This is a genomic window from Clostridium aquiflavi, assembly GCF_031344075.1.
GTDB classification, from domain to species: Bacteria; Bacillota; Clostridia; order Clostridiales; family Clostridiaceae; genus Clostridium; species Clostridium aquiflavi.
Map to the genome: position 1 here is coordinate 1 of NZ_JAVJAN010000047.1, position 20,253 is coordinate 20,253.

Sequence of the window (20,253 nt, forward strand, 5' to 3'; positions counted from 1 at the left end):
ATTAAACTTAGGAATACTAAAAATGAGTATAGTCCCATTTTAGCTTGCTCCCAATATAAAATTGAGACAAGCAGTAAATGTGAATTAAAAGAGGAAGCTCGACTCCTATATGTTCGCTGAGTAAGTTCGATGGACAGAATATAAAATTCTGATTCTCACTTAACTATTCTCAAAGTCTAATTACAATGCCACTGTACCTATTGCATATATCAACAAATATTTGAAACATAGTTGATAAAAAATAAAGTCCATGATTCTAACATAACATTTAGAAAACATGAACTTTTTATTTTAATTTCTTATTATTATGTAAGCCATATAACTTATGTATAATCCTACTAATAAAAATCCTTCAATTCTTGTTAATTTTTTTTCTTTTGCTTTGTTAAAGAAAACTAATCCTACCAGTAATAAGTTAATAACTATTAAGTAAATAAAATCCGTTATTAAAACTTGTGAAACATGAATAGGGCTTATTAATGATGATAAACCTAGTATAAGCAATATATTAAATATATTTGAACCTAAGACATTACCCAGTGCTATATCATTTTCACCTTTTAATGCTGCTACAATAGATGTTACAAGTTCAGGAAGTGATGTACCAGCAGCTACTATAGTTAATCCAACTAACTTTTCACTCATTCCAAGCGAATACGCTATATTGGTAGCTGAATCTACAACTAGATTTCCTCCGATAACTATACCAGCAACACCTATTATCATAAATATTACTTTATGTAAAATATTAACATTAACATTGAAATCTACTAAAGAGTTTTTCAATTCATTAGCATTTTCTTTTAGATCTTCATTAGGCATTTTTTTTGATTTCTTTATTAAAACTACAACATAAAATATGCATATTAAAATTAAGATAAATCCATCTAATCTAGATATTATATTAGTGTCAGACATAAACAAACTATCAAATGTAAATAAAAATAGTAATATAGTCACTAAAGTGTTTACTAAAAAGTCATTTTTTACTGTTGCTTTCTTAATTATAAGGGGTAAAACTATAGCAGTAGTCCCTAGTACCATAAGCGTATTAAAAATGTTAGATCCAATAACATTTCCAATTGCAATTTCATTACTGCCATTAAGACTTGAAATTAAGCTTACGGCAAGCTCTGGAGCGCTTGTCCCTATAGATACAATAGTAAGTCCTACTATAACTGCTGGTATTCCTAATTTTTTAGCTATTACTGAAGCACCATCTACAAAAATATCGGCGCCTTTTATTAATAAGACAAAGCCAATTAACAATATAATATAATTCATTCTTTTGTTCCTTTCTCTTCATATAAATAGTTATATTGTAATACATGCATCATTGATATATCAACATTTTATTTTTTTATAGATTTTAAATACATAAAAATTTTGTTTAAATACACACTGTTTTTAGTTATATAAAAAGTTATATTTATATAATAAATATAATTTCCTTTGACATAGAGGGTTTGTATCACTTAAACTATTTAAAGATGTTAATTTGGATAACTAAAATAAAACGCAAGTTACAGCGTTAAGTATAAATTGAATACTTAATAAATAAGGAAGGAGAAAGTTACTGAAAATCAGGTAACATTATAAAAGAACAAATTAAAATAAAGGTTATGTTTTAATTTAACTCTACATATTTTACATACCAATACATATTTAAAACATAGGCAAAAGCTTTTATAAATTTTCAGTAATTAAAGATAAATGAGCGTACTTATTGTAAAAGAAATGAATCATGGCTTTGGAGATAGAGCTATATTTGAAGATGTATCATTTAGATTATTAAAAGGAGAACACGTTGGACTTATTGGTGCTAATGGTGAAGGTAAATCAACTTTCATGAATATAGTAACAGGAAAACTTCAACCAGATGAAGGTAAAGTAAGTTGGTCAAATAATGTTAGAGTTGGATATATGGATCAACATGCAGCATTAACTAAAGGGCAAACTATAAGAGATGCATTAAGAGATGCATTTAAATATCTTTTTGATTTAGAAACTGAAATGAACTCATTATATGAAAAAATGGGTGATTGTACTGAAGATGAATTAAATAAAATGCTTGAAAGAACTGCTGTAATTCAAGATATGCTTGATCATAATGGATTCTATGTTATTGATCCAAAAGTAGAGGAAGTTGCAAAAGGTCTTGGTCTTTTAGATTTAGGACTTGATAGAGATGTAGATGATTTATCAGGAGGACAAAGAACTAAGATACTTTTAGGAAAATTATTATTAGAAACACCAGACATATTACTTTTAGATGAGCCTACTAACTACCTTGATGAGGAACATATAGAATGGCTTAAGAGATATCTGTTAAACTATGAAAATGCTTTTATATTAATTTCACATGATATTCCATTCTTAAATTCTGTAGTTAATTTAATTTATCATGTGGAGGATAGAAAATTAACTAGATACGTTGGAGATTATGATGAATTCCAAAGACTTTATGAAGAAAATAAGAGAAAGTTAGAAGCTGCATATGAAAAACAACAAAAAGAAATAGCGAGATTAGAAGATTTCGTTGCTAGAAATAAAGCTAATGTTGCTACTGCCAATATGGCTAAATCTAGACAAAAGAAATTAGATAAAATGGATGTAATTGAATTATCAAAAGAAAAACCAAAGCCAGAATTTAACTTTAAAGCTGCTAGAGCTTCAGGTAAAGTTATTTTTGAAACTAAAGATTTAGTTATAGGATATGATTCACCTCTTACAAAACCATTAAACTTATATATGGAAAGAGGACAAAAGATTGCACTAGTTGGAGCTAATGGACTTGGTAAATCAACACTTTTAAAAAGTTTACTTGGAATTGTAAAACCATTAAGTGGAGAAGCTAATTTAGGTGATTACCAATACATAGGGTACTTTGAACAAGAAGATAGAACTGATAATAGAAATACATGTATAGACGAAGTTTGGCAAGAATTCCCTGGATTTACTCAATATCAAATAAGAGCAGCACTTGCTAAATGTGGACTTACAACAAAACAATTAGAATCTCAAATAAGAGTTTTATCAGGTGGAGAAGCTGCAAAGGTTAGATTATGCAAAATATTAAATAATGAAACAAATATATTAATTTTAGACGAACCTACAAATCACTTAGATGTGGAAGCTAAAGAAGAATTAAAAAGAGCATTAAAAGAATATAAAGGTTCAATATTATTAGTATCCCATGAACCAGAATTCTATAGAGATGTTATTACTGAAGTTTGGAATTGTGAGGATTGGACTACTAAAATAGTATAATAATTTGACAATTTAAAGAATTAATACCTATAGTTGACAAAGCCTTATTAGCTATATATAATACAAGATGATATAATATAAATGTGAATTATTAAGAAGCTTTTTATGATGACTAATATAAGCTTAACTTGTTATGTAAATTAATTCGTTATAAGCCACATAGATTGATGCTATGTGGTTTTTTTATTCTTTAGGAATTTATATTACTAAAGAATTTGTGGATAACTTTAAGGAGGCTGTATTGTAAAAGTATGATGAGTACCCCTAAAGAATAAAAAATAATCATATGCCACACCATTATTCCTGCACTGTGTTTGGAAAGGGTGTATGGCTAAAAAAATCGACGGCTCTAAAGTCGCCTTGGCGATTTTGTTCTATATAAAAGTGGAAGAGGGATGTTTATGAGAAAAAATACAGATATTATTATTATTGGTTTTGCAATATTTTCAATGTTTTTTGGAGCAGGAAATTTAATATTTCCACCATATATAGGAATGGCCTCGGGGAATGGATGGGTGATAAGTTTCTTAGGATTTATCATTTCAGATGTTGGTATGATATTATTATCAATTAATGCAATTGCAAAGGCGGGTTCTTATCAAGCAATTTTAGGGAGAGCAGGCAAGAAATTTGGGTTTTGGTTAGAATTTATTATAATGCTTTGTCTAGGTCCAATTCTTATTATTCCGAGAACTGGTGCAACAACTTTAGAAATGAGTATTAATCCAGTATTTAATTCTGTTAATCCTATTATATTTTCAATTTTATTTTTTGGCTTGACACTTATTTTAACCGTAAAGCCAACTAAGGTTGTAGATGTTATAGGAAAATTTTTAACGCCTATGCTTTTAATTGCTTTAGCCATATTAATAGTAAAAGGAGTAGTTTCACCTTTAGGTAAACTAAGTAATGCTATTGACTTAGAAGTGTTATTTTCAAATGGACTTGCTCAAGGATATCAAACTATGGATGCGCTTGGGGCAGGAGGAATTGCTGCATTTATTATGGCAACATTTTTATCAAAAGGATATAAAGACAAAAATGAAATTGTAAAGCTTACTGCAAAAGCCTCTGTAGTTGCAGGGAGTGGACTTATAATAGTGTATGGTGGTTTAACATACTTAGGAGCTACTGTATCTAATGTGTATGATGCGAATATATCTCAAACTACATTATTAATTAGTATAACAAAACAATTATTAGGAGACAAAGGTGCAATTATATTAAGTTTAGTTGTTGCTTTTGCTTGTCTTACTACGTCAATAGGCTTAACATCTGTCACTGCTAAATATTTTGAAGATGTTACTAATAAAAAAATTAAATATGAAAATATAGTGGTATTTATTTGCGTGTTTAGTGCTATTATTTCTAATTTAGGTGTTAATAGAATAATATCTATAGCTGCGCCTATATTAACTGTACTTTATCCAGTAACTCTTGTATTAGTTTTAATGGCATCTTTTAAAAATAGATTTATTAAGAATTCTACTTATAAGGGTGCAGCATATGCAACTTTAGTTATAAGTATTATTACTGTTATTGATGGTTTAGGGGTTAAAATAAGTTTTATACATAGCCTTCCTTTTGCTAGTTTAGGATTCAATTGGATTATACCTGCAATAATAGGAGGTATTATTAGTAATATAATTAGTAGTTTCAATGAAAAAATCTTTAATAAAGTAGGATATGAGAAATTGAACATCAACAAAGATTAGAATAAGTATTTCACTTGCACTCTTCTTAGGGAGAGCAAGTGTTTTTTAGTCTTATATTATTTAAAACTAATTAAGAACATTTAATCCTAAATCTAATAGATTAGCAAATAATGATAATGTATTATTTGTTGGAATAACATTATTCTTAATGTCTAATAATTTCCCAAGACCATATTTAGTATATATACTAACAGTTGGGAAGTTATTTTCATCACCTAAATCACAAATTATATCAGTTTCATTCAAAATCACTGTATTACTATTATCACTAGGATTTACAAAGTTATAAAGCCTAGTTTTATAGTCATGTCTAAGAACTTTCACTCTATCATTTATTTCTATTTTATTATTTTTATTATTTATATCATATTTTGAAATAGATGAAGTTATATTATTAATTACAAAATAATTAACATTTCTTTTGTAATTAACTTTATCTTTAAATTCCAATAATCTTTCTAAATTTAATTTAAGATCTACTAATATCTCTTCCTTTTTTAAATTATTAAAGCCTTCTTTTATGTAAGTTAAATTTTCATTATCACTTAATTCTTTATTTAATATATCCATACAATTTACATAAACATCTTCAAAATAATTAAATGGTAAGGCATATTTAATATTATTTAAAATAACATAAACTTTAAATTTAGCAGAAGAAGCATCACTTCTAAATGAGTAATTAACTTCAACTAATAACATTTCGTGTAAATTTTCTGTATAAAATGTTATTTTTTCAATGCCTTTATTATATTCTGAAGTGTAATTATTATTTTTAGATAAAGATTGAGTATGTTGGTTTATTATATAAGTGCCTTTAAAGCCAAGTCCATCAGCTGAAGCTACTCTTAGTGAGGTTTTTACTGATAGCTTTTTTAAATTAATATAAGGTCTGTTTTCACATAAGTTATTTTCTGATATTATTCGCATAGTTTATCTCCTTGAGTTAGTACCAATAAAGTATTAGTTTGTATTATGAATTATAACATATTTTAAGTGAAAAGTTGTGCTTATAATTTAGGGAATTATCTTAAAGATTTAAAGTCATCTAGTGATTATGAAAATATTTTTGGAATTACGGAAAAAGATTTAGAAAATAGATGGATTGAGTATATAAAATAAAACTATTCTATGGAGAACTAATTAGGATAAGATGAACAAAAAGGTTTCCTTAAGAGTATAATATAATAAAATTTTTTTGGAGGAAAACTATGCTAAGTAGTCAAAAGTATGTCACTTTATCATTAGAATTACATCTTTTTTTTGGACGAATTATGAAGGAACATTCTTTGTTTTTAGAGGCGGGATTTACACCTAAAAACACTAAATTTTCTAAGGAAGCTGAAAATTATAAAATGGAGTTTGAAAAGCTTTTATTAGATACAGTTAAGCTAAGCGATGGAAGAGTTAGAGAATTTGTAATAGATTCTGGAGAAATTTTTACTGATTATACTTTAAGTACAGAAAAAAAGACACAGTATTATACAGGAATAAATATAAATTCTAAGATAACCGAAATGGAGAAAGAATTGAAGTGTGAAAATAAAAAACATATTGATAGTAGAACAGTAAATTGTGTGAAAAAACTTAATAATAGGGCTATAAAGTTACTTAATGGTCTTATAGACTTTAAAATGAAAGTATTAGAAAAAATGTTGAATTGTGAATTATTTACATTAAATTATCCTTTACTTATTCAACATATAATACATGAAGCTAAGTTATATCATTCATATATATGTGCGCTTGAGAATGAAGAGGATATTGGTAAAGGGGATATTGGAGAAGTTCAATTGTTTTGGGATCAGATTATGATGGAACATGCTTTGTTTATTAGAGGATTACTTGATCCTAGTGAGGATGAATTAATAAACACTTCAAGTAAGTTTGCAAAAGAATATAGTGATTTAATTGAAAAATCAGGAAATATAACTGATATGTCAATGAGCACATGCATAAATGATACATTATTAGAAACAATTAGATTAAGAGATTTTAAGAAAGCAGGTACGGAAGGGATAATTGAATGTAAAATAAAATCTATAATATTACCACTTCTTGCTGATCATGTACTAAGAGAAGCTAATCATTATATAAGAATTTTAAAGAATCATAAAAACTAACTATCTATAGAATATAAATGTTGAGAATTCTAAATAGCATAATTATTAAAAAGAGTTAGTATTAAAACTAGCTCTATTTTTATTATAATAGCTCCTTATTTTTTTTATTTTAAATATATTCCAATAATAGAAAGGAATAAGGATAGATTATGTAAAAAATATTACTAAATAATGAATATGAGACTATAAAATAAAGAAATTGTATGTAAAAAACAAACTCTTATAATAACTATAAGAGTTTGTTTTTTTATGGTTGCGGGAGCAGGACTTGAACCTACGACCTTTGGGTTATGAGCCCAACGAGCTACCAGCTGCTCCATCCCGCGATATTATATTTTGTAAGTCGCCTTAGCTAACTTATGTACTTAGTATACCTTTATTAATATATGATGTCAAAGAAGAATAATGTCATATTATGACTTGAAAGTTAATGAGGTCTCTTAGGGTAGTAGATTACATCAAATGCTATGATATGCTCCAGATATAAAAATATGATTTTTAATTTTATATTAAATATAATTATATAGTAGTATTTAAATAATAAGTATTGTTTGGGGGAAGAATTATGAGTAATGAACACAGTAGCATAAATAAAATGTGAAAAGAATATTTGAACTTAATTCGAGAAATGGACATATTGATTTTTTTAATAGGGAATTAAAAGATTTTAATAAGGAATTTGCAGAAGATATGTTGGTAGTTTGTGAAGAATTTGAAGTAATTTATAATTAAAAGAAAAAAATAGTTGATAAATTTGGTCGGAGAACTTATAATTTAATATAATAATAATTTAACATACTAAAATATGCTAAATTATAAGAAAACTTTGTAAAAAAATATTGGGGTGATAAAATGAATTTTGAACACATAAGCAGAGAAGATAATGAAATTTATGCTTTAATTGAAAAGGAATTAGAAAGACAACAAAATGGAATTGAGTTAATAGCTTCAGAAAATGTCGCAAGTGAAGCTGTAATGGAGGCTATGGGTTCCTATTTAACAAATAAATATGCTGAAGGATATCCAGGTAAGAGATACTATGGTGGATGTTATGTAGTAGATGGCGTTGAAGAAATAGCACGTGAAAGAGCTAAGGAGTTATTTGGAGCAGAACATGCAAATGTTCAACCACATTCTGGTTCACAAGCTAATATGGCTGTTTATTTTACAATTTTAGAACATGGGGATACTGTATTAGGTATGGATTTAAGCCATGGAGGTCATTTAACTCATGGTTCACCAGTTAATTTTTCAGGAAAATTATTTAACTTTGTATCATATGGAGTAGATAAGAATACTGAAGAAATAAATTATGATGTAGTAAGAGAATTGGCTATAAAGCACAAACCTAAGTTAATAGTTGCAGGTGCAAGTGCATATTCAAGAATAATAGATTTTAAGAAGTTTAGAGAAATTTGTGATGAAATTGGAGCATACTTAATGGTTGATATGGCTCATATTGCTGGGCTTGTAGCAGCAGGATTACATCCATCACCAGTACCATATGCAGATTTTGTTACATCTACAACACACAAAACTTTAAGAGGTCCAAGAGGTGGATTAATACTTTGTAAGGAAAAATATGCTAAGGACTTAGATAAAAATATATTCCCAGGAATGCAAGGTGGTCCATTAATGCATATTATAGCAGCGAAAGCAGTATGCTTTAAGGAAGCTTTAGATCCAAGTTTTAAAGAATATATGGCAAGCGTTGTAGAAAACTGCAAAGAACTAGGTGAACAATTAGTAAAAAGAGGGTTTAAGTTAGTATCTAATGGAACAGACAATCATTTAATTCTTGTAGATTTGAATAACAAAGATATTACAGGAAAAGATGCTGAAAAATTATTAGATGAAGTAGGAATTACTCTTAATAAAAATACAGTACCAAATGAAACTAGAAGTCCTTTTGTAACTTCAGGAGTTAGAATAGGTACAGCTGCTATTACAACTAGAGGATTTGAAAGAAAAGACATGGAAGAAATAGCAGATATAATCAACGAAACAATCATTAATAGAGATAAAGACTTAGAACAATATAAGCAAAGAGTAAAAGCTTTATGTGAAAAGTATCCTCTATATAAATAATAATTGAATTTAATTATTTAAGATAAGCTGTCTCAAAATAGAAATATAATTTCTGTTTTGAACAGCTTTTTTTCATGTAAGGCTGTGTTTTAGTAGAGTGTTGATATATACATAAGCAAAATGGACTGAGTAATTGAACTTAGGAATGCTAAGATGAGTATAGTCCAATTACAATGCCACTTTACCTATTATATATATCAACACATATTTAAAACAGAACCTTATATAATTAACCACACATTTAATAAATGCATATAATAGATAGAATTAATTTTAAATAGGGTTTTATAATGAATGGTAAATTTATTAAGAGAATATCAAAAGATAGTCCAGTATTAGAATTTGATAAAAATTCTAAAATAGTTTTTATAAGCGATATGCATAGAGGTGATGGTGGAAATGCGGATTCATTAAGGCCTAATAAAAATATATACAAAGCAGCTCTTGGATATTATTTGAAGGATGACTTTAACTTAATTGAAATAGGTGATGGGGATGAATTATGGAAAAATAAGAATTGCATAGATATAGCTTATAATTATGATGATATATTTAAAATATTAAATAAATTTAATGCTAAAAAAAGATTATATTTACTTTATGGTAATCATGATATGGTAAAAGCTAAACCTAATTTTATACCTAAGCAAGAAAAATTACTTGCTCAAATAGGATATAATTTTGGTAAAGAGTTAGTTAAACTTTATAATAATATACAATTTCATGAAGGCCTTGTTTTGAGATATACTCCAACGAACAAAGATATATTAGTTTTTCATGGTCATCAAGTAGATTTTATGAATTGTGAGTTATGGAAAATAAGTAGATTTTTAGTTAGATATGTTTGGAGAATATTAGAAGGCTTTGCAGGCTTTAAGGCTCCAGTGAGTCCGGCTAACAACTATGGAAAAGGAAGTAAAATTGATGAAATTTTAGAGAGAACAGCAAGAAAAGAAAAAAGAATGCTTATTTGTGGACATACCCATCATGATGTTTTTCCAGAAGCGGGAAAGGGTCTTTATTTTAATGATGGATGTTGTGTATTTCCGTCAACAATAACTACAATTGAAATAGTAGACGGTCAAATATATTTGATAAAATGGAGTGTAGAAGTTGATGAAAAAAATAGTTTATATATAAAGAGAAGCATAATAGGGGGGCCAGAGAAAATTGAAAAATATTTAGATTATGCAAAAAGATTATAAAATGAAATAAATTTTGGAGGAAAAATAAATGAATTTTATTGATTTACATTGTGATACTGCAAGTAAAATATACTATGATAAATTAAACATAAAAAATGATGTTTGTAAGGTTACTTTAGATAAATTAAAAAAAGGAGAGGCTTTAGCACAAGTATTTGCTTTTTTTATAGATCAAGACATTACTAAAACTCCTTTTGAAGAGTTTTTAAAGCTTTATAATAACTTTAAACTTGAATTAGATAACAATTCAAATAAAATAGAAATTGTAACTAATATAAAAGAGTTAGATGAATGTAATAGAAAAAATAAAATAGGAGCATTTTTATCTATAGAAGAAGGGGAAGTAATAGAAGGTGATGTTGAAAAGTTAAGAGAAGTTTATAGAATGGGAATTAGAATAATTACAATCACTTGGAATTATGAAAATAAGCTTGGATACCCAAATGCAAACTATATTTTTAAAGAAAATGGATTAACATCTTTAGGTAAAGATATATTACAAGAGATGGAGATTTTAGGTATTATACCAGATGTATCGCATTTATCTGATGGTGGATTTTATGATTTGGTTAAATTATGTAAGAAACCTTTTATAGCATCACACTCTAATTCACGTGCAATAACTAATCATCCTAGAAATCTTACTGATGAAATGATAAAATTATTGTCAGATAAAGGTGGAGTAATGGGAATAAATTTTTGCTCTAGTTTTTTAGGCAATGAAGAAATATCTTCTATAGAAGAAATGCTAACGCATATAAAGCATATAAGAAATATTGGAGGAATCGATGTTATAGCTCTTGGTAGTGATTTTGATGGAATAGATAATGAGGTTGAAATACAAAATTGCTCAGAGTTTTATAAGCTATATGATGTGCTTAAGAAAAATGGATTTACAGAAAATGATGTAGAAAAAATCTTCTACAAAAATGTTAAAAGAGTTTTTAATGATGTGTTAAAATAGACTTTATATTAGAAGATGTTTTGGGAAGGTGTCAATAGATGTATAAGTAAAATTGAGTAGATTATAGTAATTAAATCTAAGAATATTAAAATTGCAAAACTATTTTACTTACTGATTATATTACACATATTAAAAATATAGGGCTATAATTAAAACACGATTGAATAAATTGATAATTTTAAAAATAATATACTGAGTATTAAAATAGATAAGATGAGGAGAAAAAACGTGGGAAAATTAGTTGGGAAAATAGCAATCGTGACTGGTTCTTCAAGAGGGATTGGAAGGGGAATTGCTGTAGAATTGGCAAAAGAAGGCGCAAGCGTTATTATAAATTATTCTAAAGATGATGATGGTGCAAATGAAACACTGCAAGAAATAAAAGATGTTAGTGGATATGGTGCAGTATATAAGTGTGATATATCTTCTTATGAAGAAAGTGAAAAGTTAGTACAACATACTATAGAGAAGTTTGGGAAAGTAGATATATTAATTAATAATGCAGGAAAAAGTAATATAGGATTATTTATGGATTTAACTAAGGAAGATATTGATAATTTATTAAATACAAATTTAATAGGAGCTATGTATTTAACGAAACATGTTATTAAAGATATGATATCAAGACAATATGGATCAATCGTAAATATTTCATCTATGTGGGGGGAAGTGGGAGCTTCGTGTGAAGTGGTTTATTCTACTACAAAAGGTGGAATAAATCTATTTACGAAATCCTTAGCAAAAGAAGTAGCAGCATCTAATATAAGGGTAAATTGTGTTGCACCAGGAGTTATAGATACACAAATGAATGCTTTTTTACAAGGTGATGATAAAAAAGCATTAGAGGAAGAAATTCCAATGATGAGATTTGGAAATCCAAATGAAATTGGAAAAATAGTTTCTTTTTTATGTAGTGATGATTCTTCTTATGTAACAGGTCAAATTATAAGAGCTGATGGTGGATATATTTAAATAATAGGCTGTGTTTTAAAAGTGCATTGATATATGCATAAGTAAAGTGGACTAAGTAATTGAACTTAGGAATACTAAAATAATAAATACTGGAAAGTATAAATTGAATAGTATAAAAAGCAAGGTAGATAAAAATATTTTAATTAATATTTTTCATACTACCTTGCTTTTTATTTTAATTGTATTTTACTTTTTTTAAAGTAAGCTTCTTTACTTTAAAAGTTTTATGCTATAATATTAAAACTTGTTTAAAATATAGTATAAATTAAAAATCTATTTAACTTCGTATATCCATCCTTCAGGAGCTTCTACATCACCTGTTTGGATTCCAGAAAGTATTTCATATAATTTCTTTATTGTAGGTCCAACTTCAGTTTCGCTATGGAACACAAATCTCTTTCCGTTATAATCTATAGCCCCAATTGGAGTTATTACAGCAGCAGTACCACAAGCACCAGCTTCTGCAAATTCATCTAATTGATCAACAAAAACTTCTCTTTCATATACTGGCATATTTAAATAATGTTCAGCTATATAAAGTAAAGAATATTTTGTTATACTAGGTAATATTGATGAAGATTTAGGTGTTACAAATTCATTATTTTTAGTTATTCCTATAAAGTTTGCAGCCCCAACTTCATCGATTTTTGTGTGGGTAGTAGGATCTAAATAAATACAATCTGCATATCCAGCATCGGTAGCTTTTTTATGAGCTTCAAGAGAGGCTGCATAATTACCACCAACTTTTTGTTTTCCAGTACCGTGTGGAGCGGCTCTATCAAATTCATCTTGAACGATAAAGTTACAAGGTTTTAATCCACCAGAGAAGTAAGGTCCTACTGGCATACAAAATACTGTAAAAATATATTCAGATGCTGGCTTTACGCCGATATTATCTCCAACTCCCATTATAACAGGTCTAATATATAAAGTTGCACCAGTACCGTATGGTGGAACAAAATGTTCGTTAGCTTTAACAACTTGCATACATGCGTCTATAAATTTTTCTTCAGGAATATTTGGCATAAGAAGTTTATCACAACTTTCATTCATACGAGCAGCATTTCTATTAGGTCTGAATAATTGTATTTTCCCTTCTTTTGTTGTATAAGCTTTTAATCCTTCAAAAGAACTTTGACCATAATGAAGAACAGTAGAAGCTTCACTCATTTTAAGCATATTATCTTCTACAAGCTTACCATCATCCCATTTACCATCTTTCCAAGTTGAAATATAACGATAGTCTGTTTTTATGTAACTAAATCCTAGTTTACCCCAATCCATATCAACTTTTTTCCCCATTGTACATTCCTCCATATCTATAGGCTTATTGCCTTTATTTAATACATTTTATTCTAACACTACTAAAACAAAATTTCTATAGTTAAGCATAAAAAGTCTCTATTTATTACTAGATTAATAACATAATTATAAAAATATTGATTAATTTATAATTATTTCCAAGGTTCTGCATCTGAAGGCATTCTCCAATCTCCTCTAGGACTTAAAGAGATACTTCCCACCTTTGGACCATCTGGTAAAGCGCTTCTTTTAAATTGTTGAGTGAAAAATCTCCACATAAATTTATTAAGCCATTTTTCAATTTCTTCATCACTATAATCATCTTTAAATGCTTCTTTAGCCAAAAATAAAATTCTATCTTTTGATGATCCATGCTTTATAAAGTGATATAGGAAGAAATCATGAAGTTCGTAAGGTCCTACTATATCTTCAGTCTTTTGCGAAATTTCTCCATTTGCATCTTTAGGAAGTAATTCTGGACTTACAGGAGTATCTAAGATATCAATAAGTGTTTTACTAACTTCTGCGTTAGATTCCTTTTCAGCAACATATCTAACCAAATATCTAACTAATGTTTTTGGTATAGATGGATTTACTGAATACATTGACATGTGATCACCGTTATAAGTACACCATCCAAGGGCTAGCTCGGATAAATCACCAGTTCCTATTAAAAGACCTTGTTCTTTATTAGCTAAATCCATTAAAATTTGAGTTCTTTCTCTTGCTTGAACATTTTCATAAGTAACGTCATGAATATTTTTATCATGTCCTATGTCTTTAAAATGTTGAAGAGAAGCATCTACTATATTTATTTCCCTTAAATCACAATTTAATTCTTTGCATAAAGTTAATGCATTGTTATAAGTTCTATCTGTTGTTCCAAAACCAGGCATTGTTATAGTAACTATATTACTTTTATCTAAGTTAAGTAGTTCGAATGTTTTAACTATAACAAGAAGTGCAAGGGTAGAGTCTAATCCTCCAGATATTCCAATTACAGCTTTTTTAGAACTTGTATGTTCAAATCTTTTAGCTAAAGCAGCACTTTGGATATTAAATATTTCCTTACATCTTTCTTCACGCTCTATTTTAGATGATGGTACAAATGGATGTTTATCTATAAATCTGTCAAAGTGACTAATATTAGTACAGCCAAATTTAAAGTTTATTATATGAGGTTTTTTTCCTGTGAATTTAGTAGCATCTCTAAAGCTAAGGTTTTTTAGTCTTTCAGATTTAAGTTTAAAAATATCTACACAAGAGTAAATAACTTCATTTTCTCTTTGGAATCTTTCATTTTCTTTTAAAATAGAACCATTTTCACTTATCATTAAATGTCCACTGAATAATAAATCTGTAGAGGATTCATGCACTCCGGCAGAAGAATATACATAACTACAAAGACATCTAGCACTTTGATTTGAAACAAGACTTTTTCTATAATCTTTTTTGCTTACTAATTCATTTGAAGCAGATAAATTTCCTATTATATGTGCACCTAATAAAGAGAGGTATGAACTAGGAGGTATAGTTACCCATAAGTCTTCACATATTTCAACTCCGAAATTAGCTATTTGAGAAGAAAAGATGAGATTTGTTCCGAAAGGTACATTTTTTTGAATAGGTAAATCTATTTCTTGCGTTTCTAAAGAAAGTCCTTCTGTAAACCATCTTTTTTCATAAAATTCACTATAGTTGGGTATATATGATTTAGGAACTATACCTAATATTTTACCTTTGAAAAGCAAATAGGCACAATTATAAAGCACACTATTTATAAGTAGTGGTGCTCCAAGCGCAATTAACATATCACAATTTTCTGTAGCATTTAATATTTGATTTATTCCAGTTATTGATTTGTTTAATAAAGTATCATTTAAGAATAAATCTCCACATGTATATGAAGTTACACAAAGTTCTGGAAAAACTATAAATTTACTATTATTACTTTTAGCATCATCTATACATTTCAAAATATTAGATATATTATAATTGATATCTCCAACTTTAGTTTTTGGACATGCGGATGCAATTTTTATAAAATCCATATTAGATCAACTCCAATTTTTTTAGTATATGCTTTTAGTATAACCAAATAGCATTTGTATATATAATCATAATATGCTGAAAATTATATAAAATCAATTGGAATATGTTCGATAATAGTATATATGGTATTTTAAAGAAAAGTAAGGGATGGTAAATAATTGTTTAAAAGATAAGAAATATGTTGTAATAAAGTAATTAATACTGTATAATAGAGTTATCTTAAATAATTAATTGTTGCATATTAATTAATGGTATACTAATATTAAGAAATTTAGGAAATAAAAGAAAAGGGGTGAAGGTGATGGGAAGTATAATCTTCTGGATTGTGATTGCGGTTGCAGCATTTGTGATTGATGTTTTTACCAGCAGTTTTTTATTTGTATGGTTTTCCATAGGAGCACTTACAGCAATTTTTGCAGCTGGATTGAAAGCTACTTTTTTGTTGCAAGTAATAATATTTTTAATAGTAGGAATAATATCAATATCAATAGGATATCCATGGATAAGAAAGAAATATAAAAACTCAGAACATAGAATACCGCTTATGGAAGAGACATATATAGGCAAAGTTATAACAGCAGAAGAAAATATAGACCAAAAAGCAACCTTAAAAATCAATGGAATATATTGGACTGTAGTTAATGAAGGGCAGAATATTCAGGCAGGCGAAAGGTTCATTATTACAAGCATTGATGGCACAAAATTTAAAATTAAAAAGTTAGAGGGGGAAAATAAAAATGTTTAGACTTATAGGAACACCACTAATATTAATATTTATAATATTTACAATATTTTCGTCAATAAAAGTAGTAAATACAGGGTATTTATGTATTGTAGAAAGATTTGGACAATTCAGTAGAGTATTGGAACCAGGATGGCATTTCTTAATACCTTTTGTTGATTTTGTTAGAAGAAAAGTTTCAACAAAACAACAAATTTTAGATGTACCACCACAATCAGTTATTACTAAAGACAATGTAAAAATTTCAGTTGATAACGTAATATTCTTTAAAATGTTAAATGCTAAAGACGCAGTATACAACATAGAGGATTACACAGCTGGTATAGTTTATTCAGCAACAACAAACATAAGAAATATTTTAGGTAATATGAGTTTAGATGAAATATTAAGTGGTAGAGATTCAATAAATCAAAACCTTTTAAGTATAATAGATGAAGTTACTGATGCATATGGTATAAAGATTTTAAGTGTTGAAATAAAGAATATTATACCACCTGCTGAAATTCAACAAGCTATGGAAAAGCAAATGAGAGCTGAAAGAGACAAGAGAGCTATGATACTTCAAGCAGAAGGTCTTAGACAATCTCAAATAGAAAAGGCAGAAGGAGAAAAGCAATCTCAAATACTTAAAGCTGAAGCAGAAAAAGAAGCTAATATTAGAAGAGCAGAAGGATTAAAGGAATCTCAATTACTTGAAGCAGAAGGTAAAGCTAAAGCTATTGAACAAATAGCCATTGCAGAATCAGAAGCTATAAGAAAAGTTAATACTGCGATTATTGATTCTGGTACTAATGAAACAGTCATTGCTTTAAAGCAAGTTGAAGCGCTTAAAGAAATGGCGTTAAATCCAGCAAATAAGCTTATATTACCAAATGAAACTTTATCATCACTTGGAAGTATAGCTGCAATTGCAGATACATTAAAAGATTTCTCAAAAAAGAAGAATGATTAAAAATTTATAGAATTAATTTTAGGCATATTAGGTTTGTAACCTAATATGCCTTTTTGGTTACATAAAATTTGAGCAAATATAAGTTAGGAGAGCTTTAATTTAAAATTAAAGAGGAAAAATAAGATGTAAAGAAAAAAATCTAAACTTTTAGAACATGTAGATCCTGCATATAAACTTTAGATTTAATGTGAATTATTTTATATAATAAAATTCAATTGTGTCAAAAGTATGTAAAATGAATAAGTGAATTGTAGTTTATTCATAAAATTGCAAAAAATATTATATACTATTATAAAATTTAATATGATATAAGTAGATAAACTCACAAACATATGGACAATCTTTGAACTGTAGAATATAATATAAATATAACAAATGCAAGAAAATAATTTTATAATTCATTTTCAAATGATTGGGGGGACTTTATGAAAAATAAATTAGGTTTGACTACAAAGGTATTTATTGCGTTAATACTTGGAGCAATCTGTGGTATAATTTTATATAACTTTGTTCCAAAAGGAACGATTAGAGATGTTATCTTAATTGATGGGGTATTTAAGATATTAGGAAAAGGATTCTTAAGGGCAATGCAAATGCTTGTAGTACCGTTGGTGTTTTGTTCACTAGTATGTGGCAGTTTAGCAATAGGTGATACTAAGAAGCTTGGAAAAGTTGGTATAAAGACAATGGCATTTTATATAGCTACTACAGCAATTGCTGTAACTATAGCTATTAGTGTTGGAAAACTTATAAATCCTGGAATAGGTCTTGATATGTCTAGCATTCAAATAACTGAACCAACTATAGCTGAAAGTAAAGCATTTTCTGATGTGATTTTAGATATAATTCCAATAAATCCAATAAATGCATTAGCAGAAGGAAATATGCTTCAAATAATATTTTTTGCGATGATGGTAGGAATTATTTTAGCTACTTTAGGGAAAAAAACAGAAATAGTAGCTGATTTCTTTAAGGCAAGTAATGAAATAATGATGAAAATGACAATGATAGTTATGGAAGTTGCACCTATAGGAGTTTTTTGCTTGATAGCAACTACATTTGCAACTATTGGATGGGATGCATTCACGCCTATGTTAAAGTATATGAGTGCTGTTTTCTTAGCTTTAGCATTACAATGTTTAGGAACGTATATGATAATGCTAAAAGGATTTTCTAATCTTAGCCCTATAAAGTTTCTTAAGAAATTTGCACCAGTAATGAGTTTCGCATTTTCTACGGCAACATCAAATGCGACTATTCCTTTATCAATAGATACACTGAGTAAAAAGATTGGTGTATCTAAGAAAATTTCATCTTTTACTATACCGTTAGGAGCAACTATAAATATGGATGGAACAGCAATAATGCAAGGAGTTGCTGTTGTATTTGTAGCACAAGCATTTGGAATAAATCTTGGTATAAATGACTATATAACAGTAATACTTACTGCAACATTAGCATCTATAGGAACAGCAGGAGTGCCGGGTGTTGGACTTATTACATTATCAATGGTATTTAATTCAGTAAATTTACCTGTAGAAGGTATAGCTTTAATCATGGGCATAGATAGAATATTAGATATGACTAGAACTGCTGTTAATATTACAGGTGATGCTATTTGTACAACCATAGTAGCAAAACAAGAAGGTGAATTTAATGAAGAAATATTTGAAAATGAAGAGGAAGTTATAGATGAAAATATTATAGAAGCTTTATAAATATATGTTAAAATAAAGTATCTCTAAATGATTATGAAATCATTTTGAGGTGCTTGTTTTTATTTTTTTTAGTACTGATTAGTCTAAAAACATTGAATAAAAGATACAAAAGTATTAAAATATGATACATAAGTAAAATACATATGAAAATTATAAGTTTTTGTTTGAGGTGAATAAATGAAAAAAAGAAATTTAATAATATCTATGGGTTTAATTTTTATTTTGGGATTTAGTCTAATAGGGTGTAATTTACAGGATGATTATGTTTTGACTGTAAAACAATCAGAAGATGAAACACCATCTTCAGAAAAGGTTGATGATATATTTGATTCAGATGACATTCAAGAATTAAAAGACAAATTAAGAGATACTCCATCTGAAATAGCAGATAAAATGGACGAGTTTGATGAAGACAAAGAAAGAATGATGAAAGAATTCGCAGATAAAGCTGATGAATTAACAGATAAATTGAATCAAGCCGATCTAGAAGGTAAAAGTGAAGACTTAAAGGATAAATTCGATGAAATAACAGACAAATTAGACGAACTTAAAGATAATGTTGATGAAGCTAAAGATAAAATTGAAGATAAAAAAGATGAGGACATTATTGATAAAACAGAGGTGACAGATTTAAAAGATCAATTTGAATTACAAATTGAAAATTTACAAAATGCACTTGATAGATTTGGAAAGAAATAAAAACATAAATGTTATGTTTTGGTAGTACATTTATATAAAACAGAGCTAATAATGAAAAACAGGGTATAAGAAAGTATATTTTATTTTCTTATACCCTTGTTTTTATAAGTATTTTAAAAAGTTAACAAGTAAATAGTACTAACTATAAGAGACTAAATTTTTATTATATATAAATAAGGATTAATTTTATTATGCCCCTATTTTATTTAATTCATACTTATTTTTGTGATTAATATTTTCTAAAACATTTAAATTTTTCTGAAAACCAACAATGAAAAAATTAAAATTAGGATATGTTTTAAATGCGTGTTGATATATGCAATAGGTAAAGTGGCATTGTAATTGGACTTTGAGAATTCTTAATGAATATTGTCACATTTACTGCTTGTCTCAATTTTATATTGGGAGCAAGCTAAAATGGGACTATACTCATTTTAGCATTCCTAAGTTC

The 20,253-nt window shown here is 27.8% G+C and carries 16 protein-coding genes and 1 tRNA gene; 12 read left to right on the forward strand and 5 right to left on the reverse strand.

The window, feature by feature from the left end; genetic code table 11:
* Positions 1-291: 291 nt before the first annotated feature.
* On the reverse strand, positions 292-1,284 hold the full coding sequence (locus RGC78_RS14215) for a calcium/sodium antiporter (protein ID WP_252226846.1): 993 nt from the start codon (positions 1,282-1,284) through the stop codon (positions 292-294).
* Between the two features lie 429 nt (positions 1,285-1,713).
* On the opposite strand from RGC78_RS14215, the gene RGC78_RS14220 reads away from it, so the two are divergent.
* Entirely contained in the window at positions 1,714-3,270 is a 1,557-nt protein-coding gene (locus tag RGC78_RS14220) for an ABC-F family ATP-binding cassette domain-containing protein (RefSeq protein WP_252212445.1), read from the forward strand.
* 401 nt (positions 3,271-3,671) lie between these two features.
* Entirely contained in the window at positions 3,672-4,985 is a 1,314-nt protein-coding gene (gene brnQ / locus RGC78_RS14225) for a branched-chain amino acid transport system II carrier protein (protein ID WP_252212444.1), read from the forward strand.
* A gap of 66 nt (positions 4,986-5,051) precedes the next feature.
* Here brnQ and RGC78_RS14230 read toward each other — a convergent pair whose 3' ends face one another.
* On the reverse strand, positions 5,052-5,915 hold the full coding sequence (locus tag RGC78_RS14230; RefSeq protein ID WP_309556849.1) for a hypothetical protein: 864 nt from the start codon (positions 5,913-5,915) through the stop codon (positions 5,052-5,054).
* A gap of 281 nt (positions 5,916-6,196) precedes the next feature.
* Here RGC78_RS14230 and RGC78_RS14235 point away from each other — a divergent pair, with 281 nt between their 5' ends.
* The gene (locus tag RGC78_RS14235; protein WP_252212442.1) at positions 6,197-7,108 is read left to right on the forward strand and encodes a DUF2935 domain-containing protein; all 912 of its coding nucleotides are present in this window, start codon (positions 6,197-6,199) and stop codon (positions 7,106-7,108) included.
* Between the two features lie 250 nt (positions 7,109-7,358).
* Here RGC78_RS14235 and RGC78_RS14240 read toward each other — a convergent pair.
* Positions 7,359-7,434, reverse strand: a tRNA-Met gene (locus RGC78_RS14240).
* Positions 7,435-7,705: 271 nt separating this feature from the next.
* Between RGC78_RS14240 and RGC78_RS14245 the strand changes: the two genes are divergently transcribed.
* The 5 genes from RGC78_RS14245 (at position 7,706) to ymfI (ending at position 12,337) form a co-directional block, all read left to right on the forward strand.
* The gene (locus RGC78_RS14245; protein ID WP_286674014.1) at positions 7,706-7,840 is read left to right on the forward strand and encodes an ASCH domain-containing protein; all 135 of its coding nucleotides are present in this window, start codon (positions 7,706-7,708) and stop codon (positions 7,838-7,840) included.
* A 120-nt stretch (positions 7,841-7,960) separates the two neighbouring features.
* Positions 7,961-9,196 carry a serine hydroxymethyltransferase gene (gene glyA / locus RGC78_RS14250; protein ID WP_309556850.1) on the forward strand — a complete coding sequence of 412 codons (1,236 nt, stop codon included), beginning with the start codon at positions 7,961-7,963 and terminating at the stop codon, positions 9,194-9,196.
* A gap of 290 nt (positions 9,197-9,486) precedes the next feature.
* Complete coding sequence (locus RGC78_RS14255; RefSeq protein ID WP_252212440.1) at positions 9,487-10,401, forward strand: metallophosphoesterase; 915 nt, start codon at positions 9,487-9,489, stop codon at positions 10,399-10,401.
* 28 nt (positions 10,402-10,429) lie between these two features.
* Complete coding sequence (locus RGC78_RS14260) at positions 10,430-11,365, forward strand: dipeptidase (RefSeq protein WP_309556851.1); 936 nt, start codon at positions 10,430-10,432, stop codon at positions 11,363-11,365.
* A gap of 228 nt (positions 11,366-11,593) precedes the next feature.
* Complete coding sequence (gene ymfI, locus RGC78_RS14265; protein ID WP_309556852.1) at positions 11,594-12,337, forward strand: elongation factor P 5-aminopentanone reductase; 744 nt, start codon at positions 11,594-11,596, stop codon at positions 12,335-12,337.
* A gap of 273 nt (positions 12,338-12,610) precedes the next feature.
* On the opposite strand, the gene RGC78_RS14270 is transcribed toward ymfI, so the two are convergent.
* Entirely contained in the window at positions 12,611-13,639 is a 1,029-nt protein-coding gene (locus RGC78_RS14270) for a branched-chain amino acid aminotransferase (protein WP_252229962.1), read from the reverse strand.
* Positions 13,640-13,791: 152 nt separating this feature from the next.
* Positions 13,792-15,690, reverse strand: a complete 1,899-nt coding sequence (locus RGC78_RS14275; protein ID WP_309556853.1) for an NAD(+) synthase — start codon at positions 15,688-15,690, stop codon at positions 13,792-13,794.
* A gap of 302 nt (positions 15,691-15,992) precedes the next feature.
* On the opposite strand from RGC78_RS14275, the gene RGC78_RS14280 reads away from it, so the two are divergent.
* The 4 genes from RGC78_RS14280 to RGC78_RS14295 all read left to right on the forward strand — a co-directional run bounded on the left by RGC78_RS14280 (position 15,993) and on the right by RGC78_RS14295 (position 19,802).
* Positions 15,993-16,436 carry an NfeD family protein gene (locus RGC78_RS14280; protein WP_252226838.1) on the forward strand — a complete coding sequence of 148 codons (444 nt, stop codon included), beginning with the start codon at positions 15,993-15,995 and terminating at the stop codon, positions 16,434-16,436.
* Entirely contained in the window at positions 16,429-17,385 is a 957-nt protein-coding gene (locus RGC78_RS14285; RefSeq protein ID WP_252226836.1) for an SPFH domain-containing protein, read from the forward strand. Before RGC78_RS14280 ends, RGC78_RS14285 begins: the two co-directional genes overlap by 8 nt.
* Positions 17,386-17,810: 425 nt before the next feature.
* Positions 17,811-19,103 (forward strand): dicarboxylate/amino acid:cation symporter, encoded by a 1,293-nt coding sequence (locus RGC78_RS14290; protein WP_309556854.1) that lies wholly within the window; start codon positions 17,811-17,813, stop codon positions 19,101-19,103.
* A gap of 177 nt (positions 19,104-19,280) precedes the next feature.
* Positions 19,281-19,802 carry a coiled-coil domain-containing protein gene (locus tag RGC78_RS14295; protein ID WP_252226834.1) on the forward strand — a complete coding sequence of 174 codons (522 nt, stop codon included), beginning with the start codon at positions 19,281-19,283 and terminating at the stop codon, positions 19,800-19,802.
* Positions 19,803-20,253 lie beyond the last annotated feature (451 nt).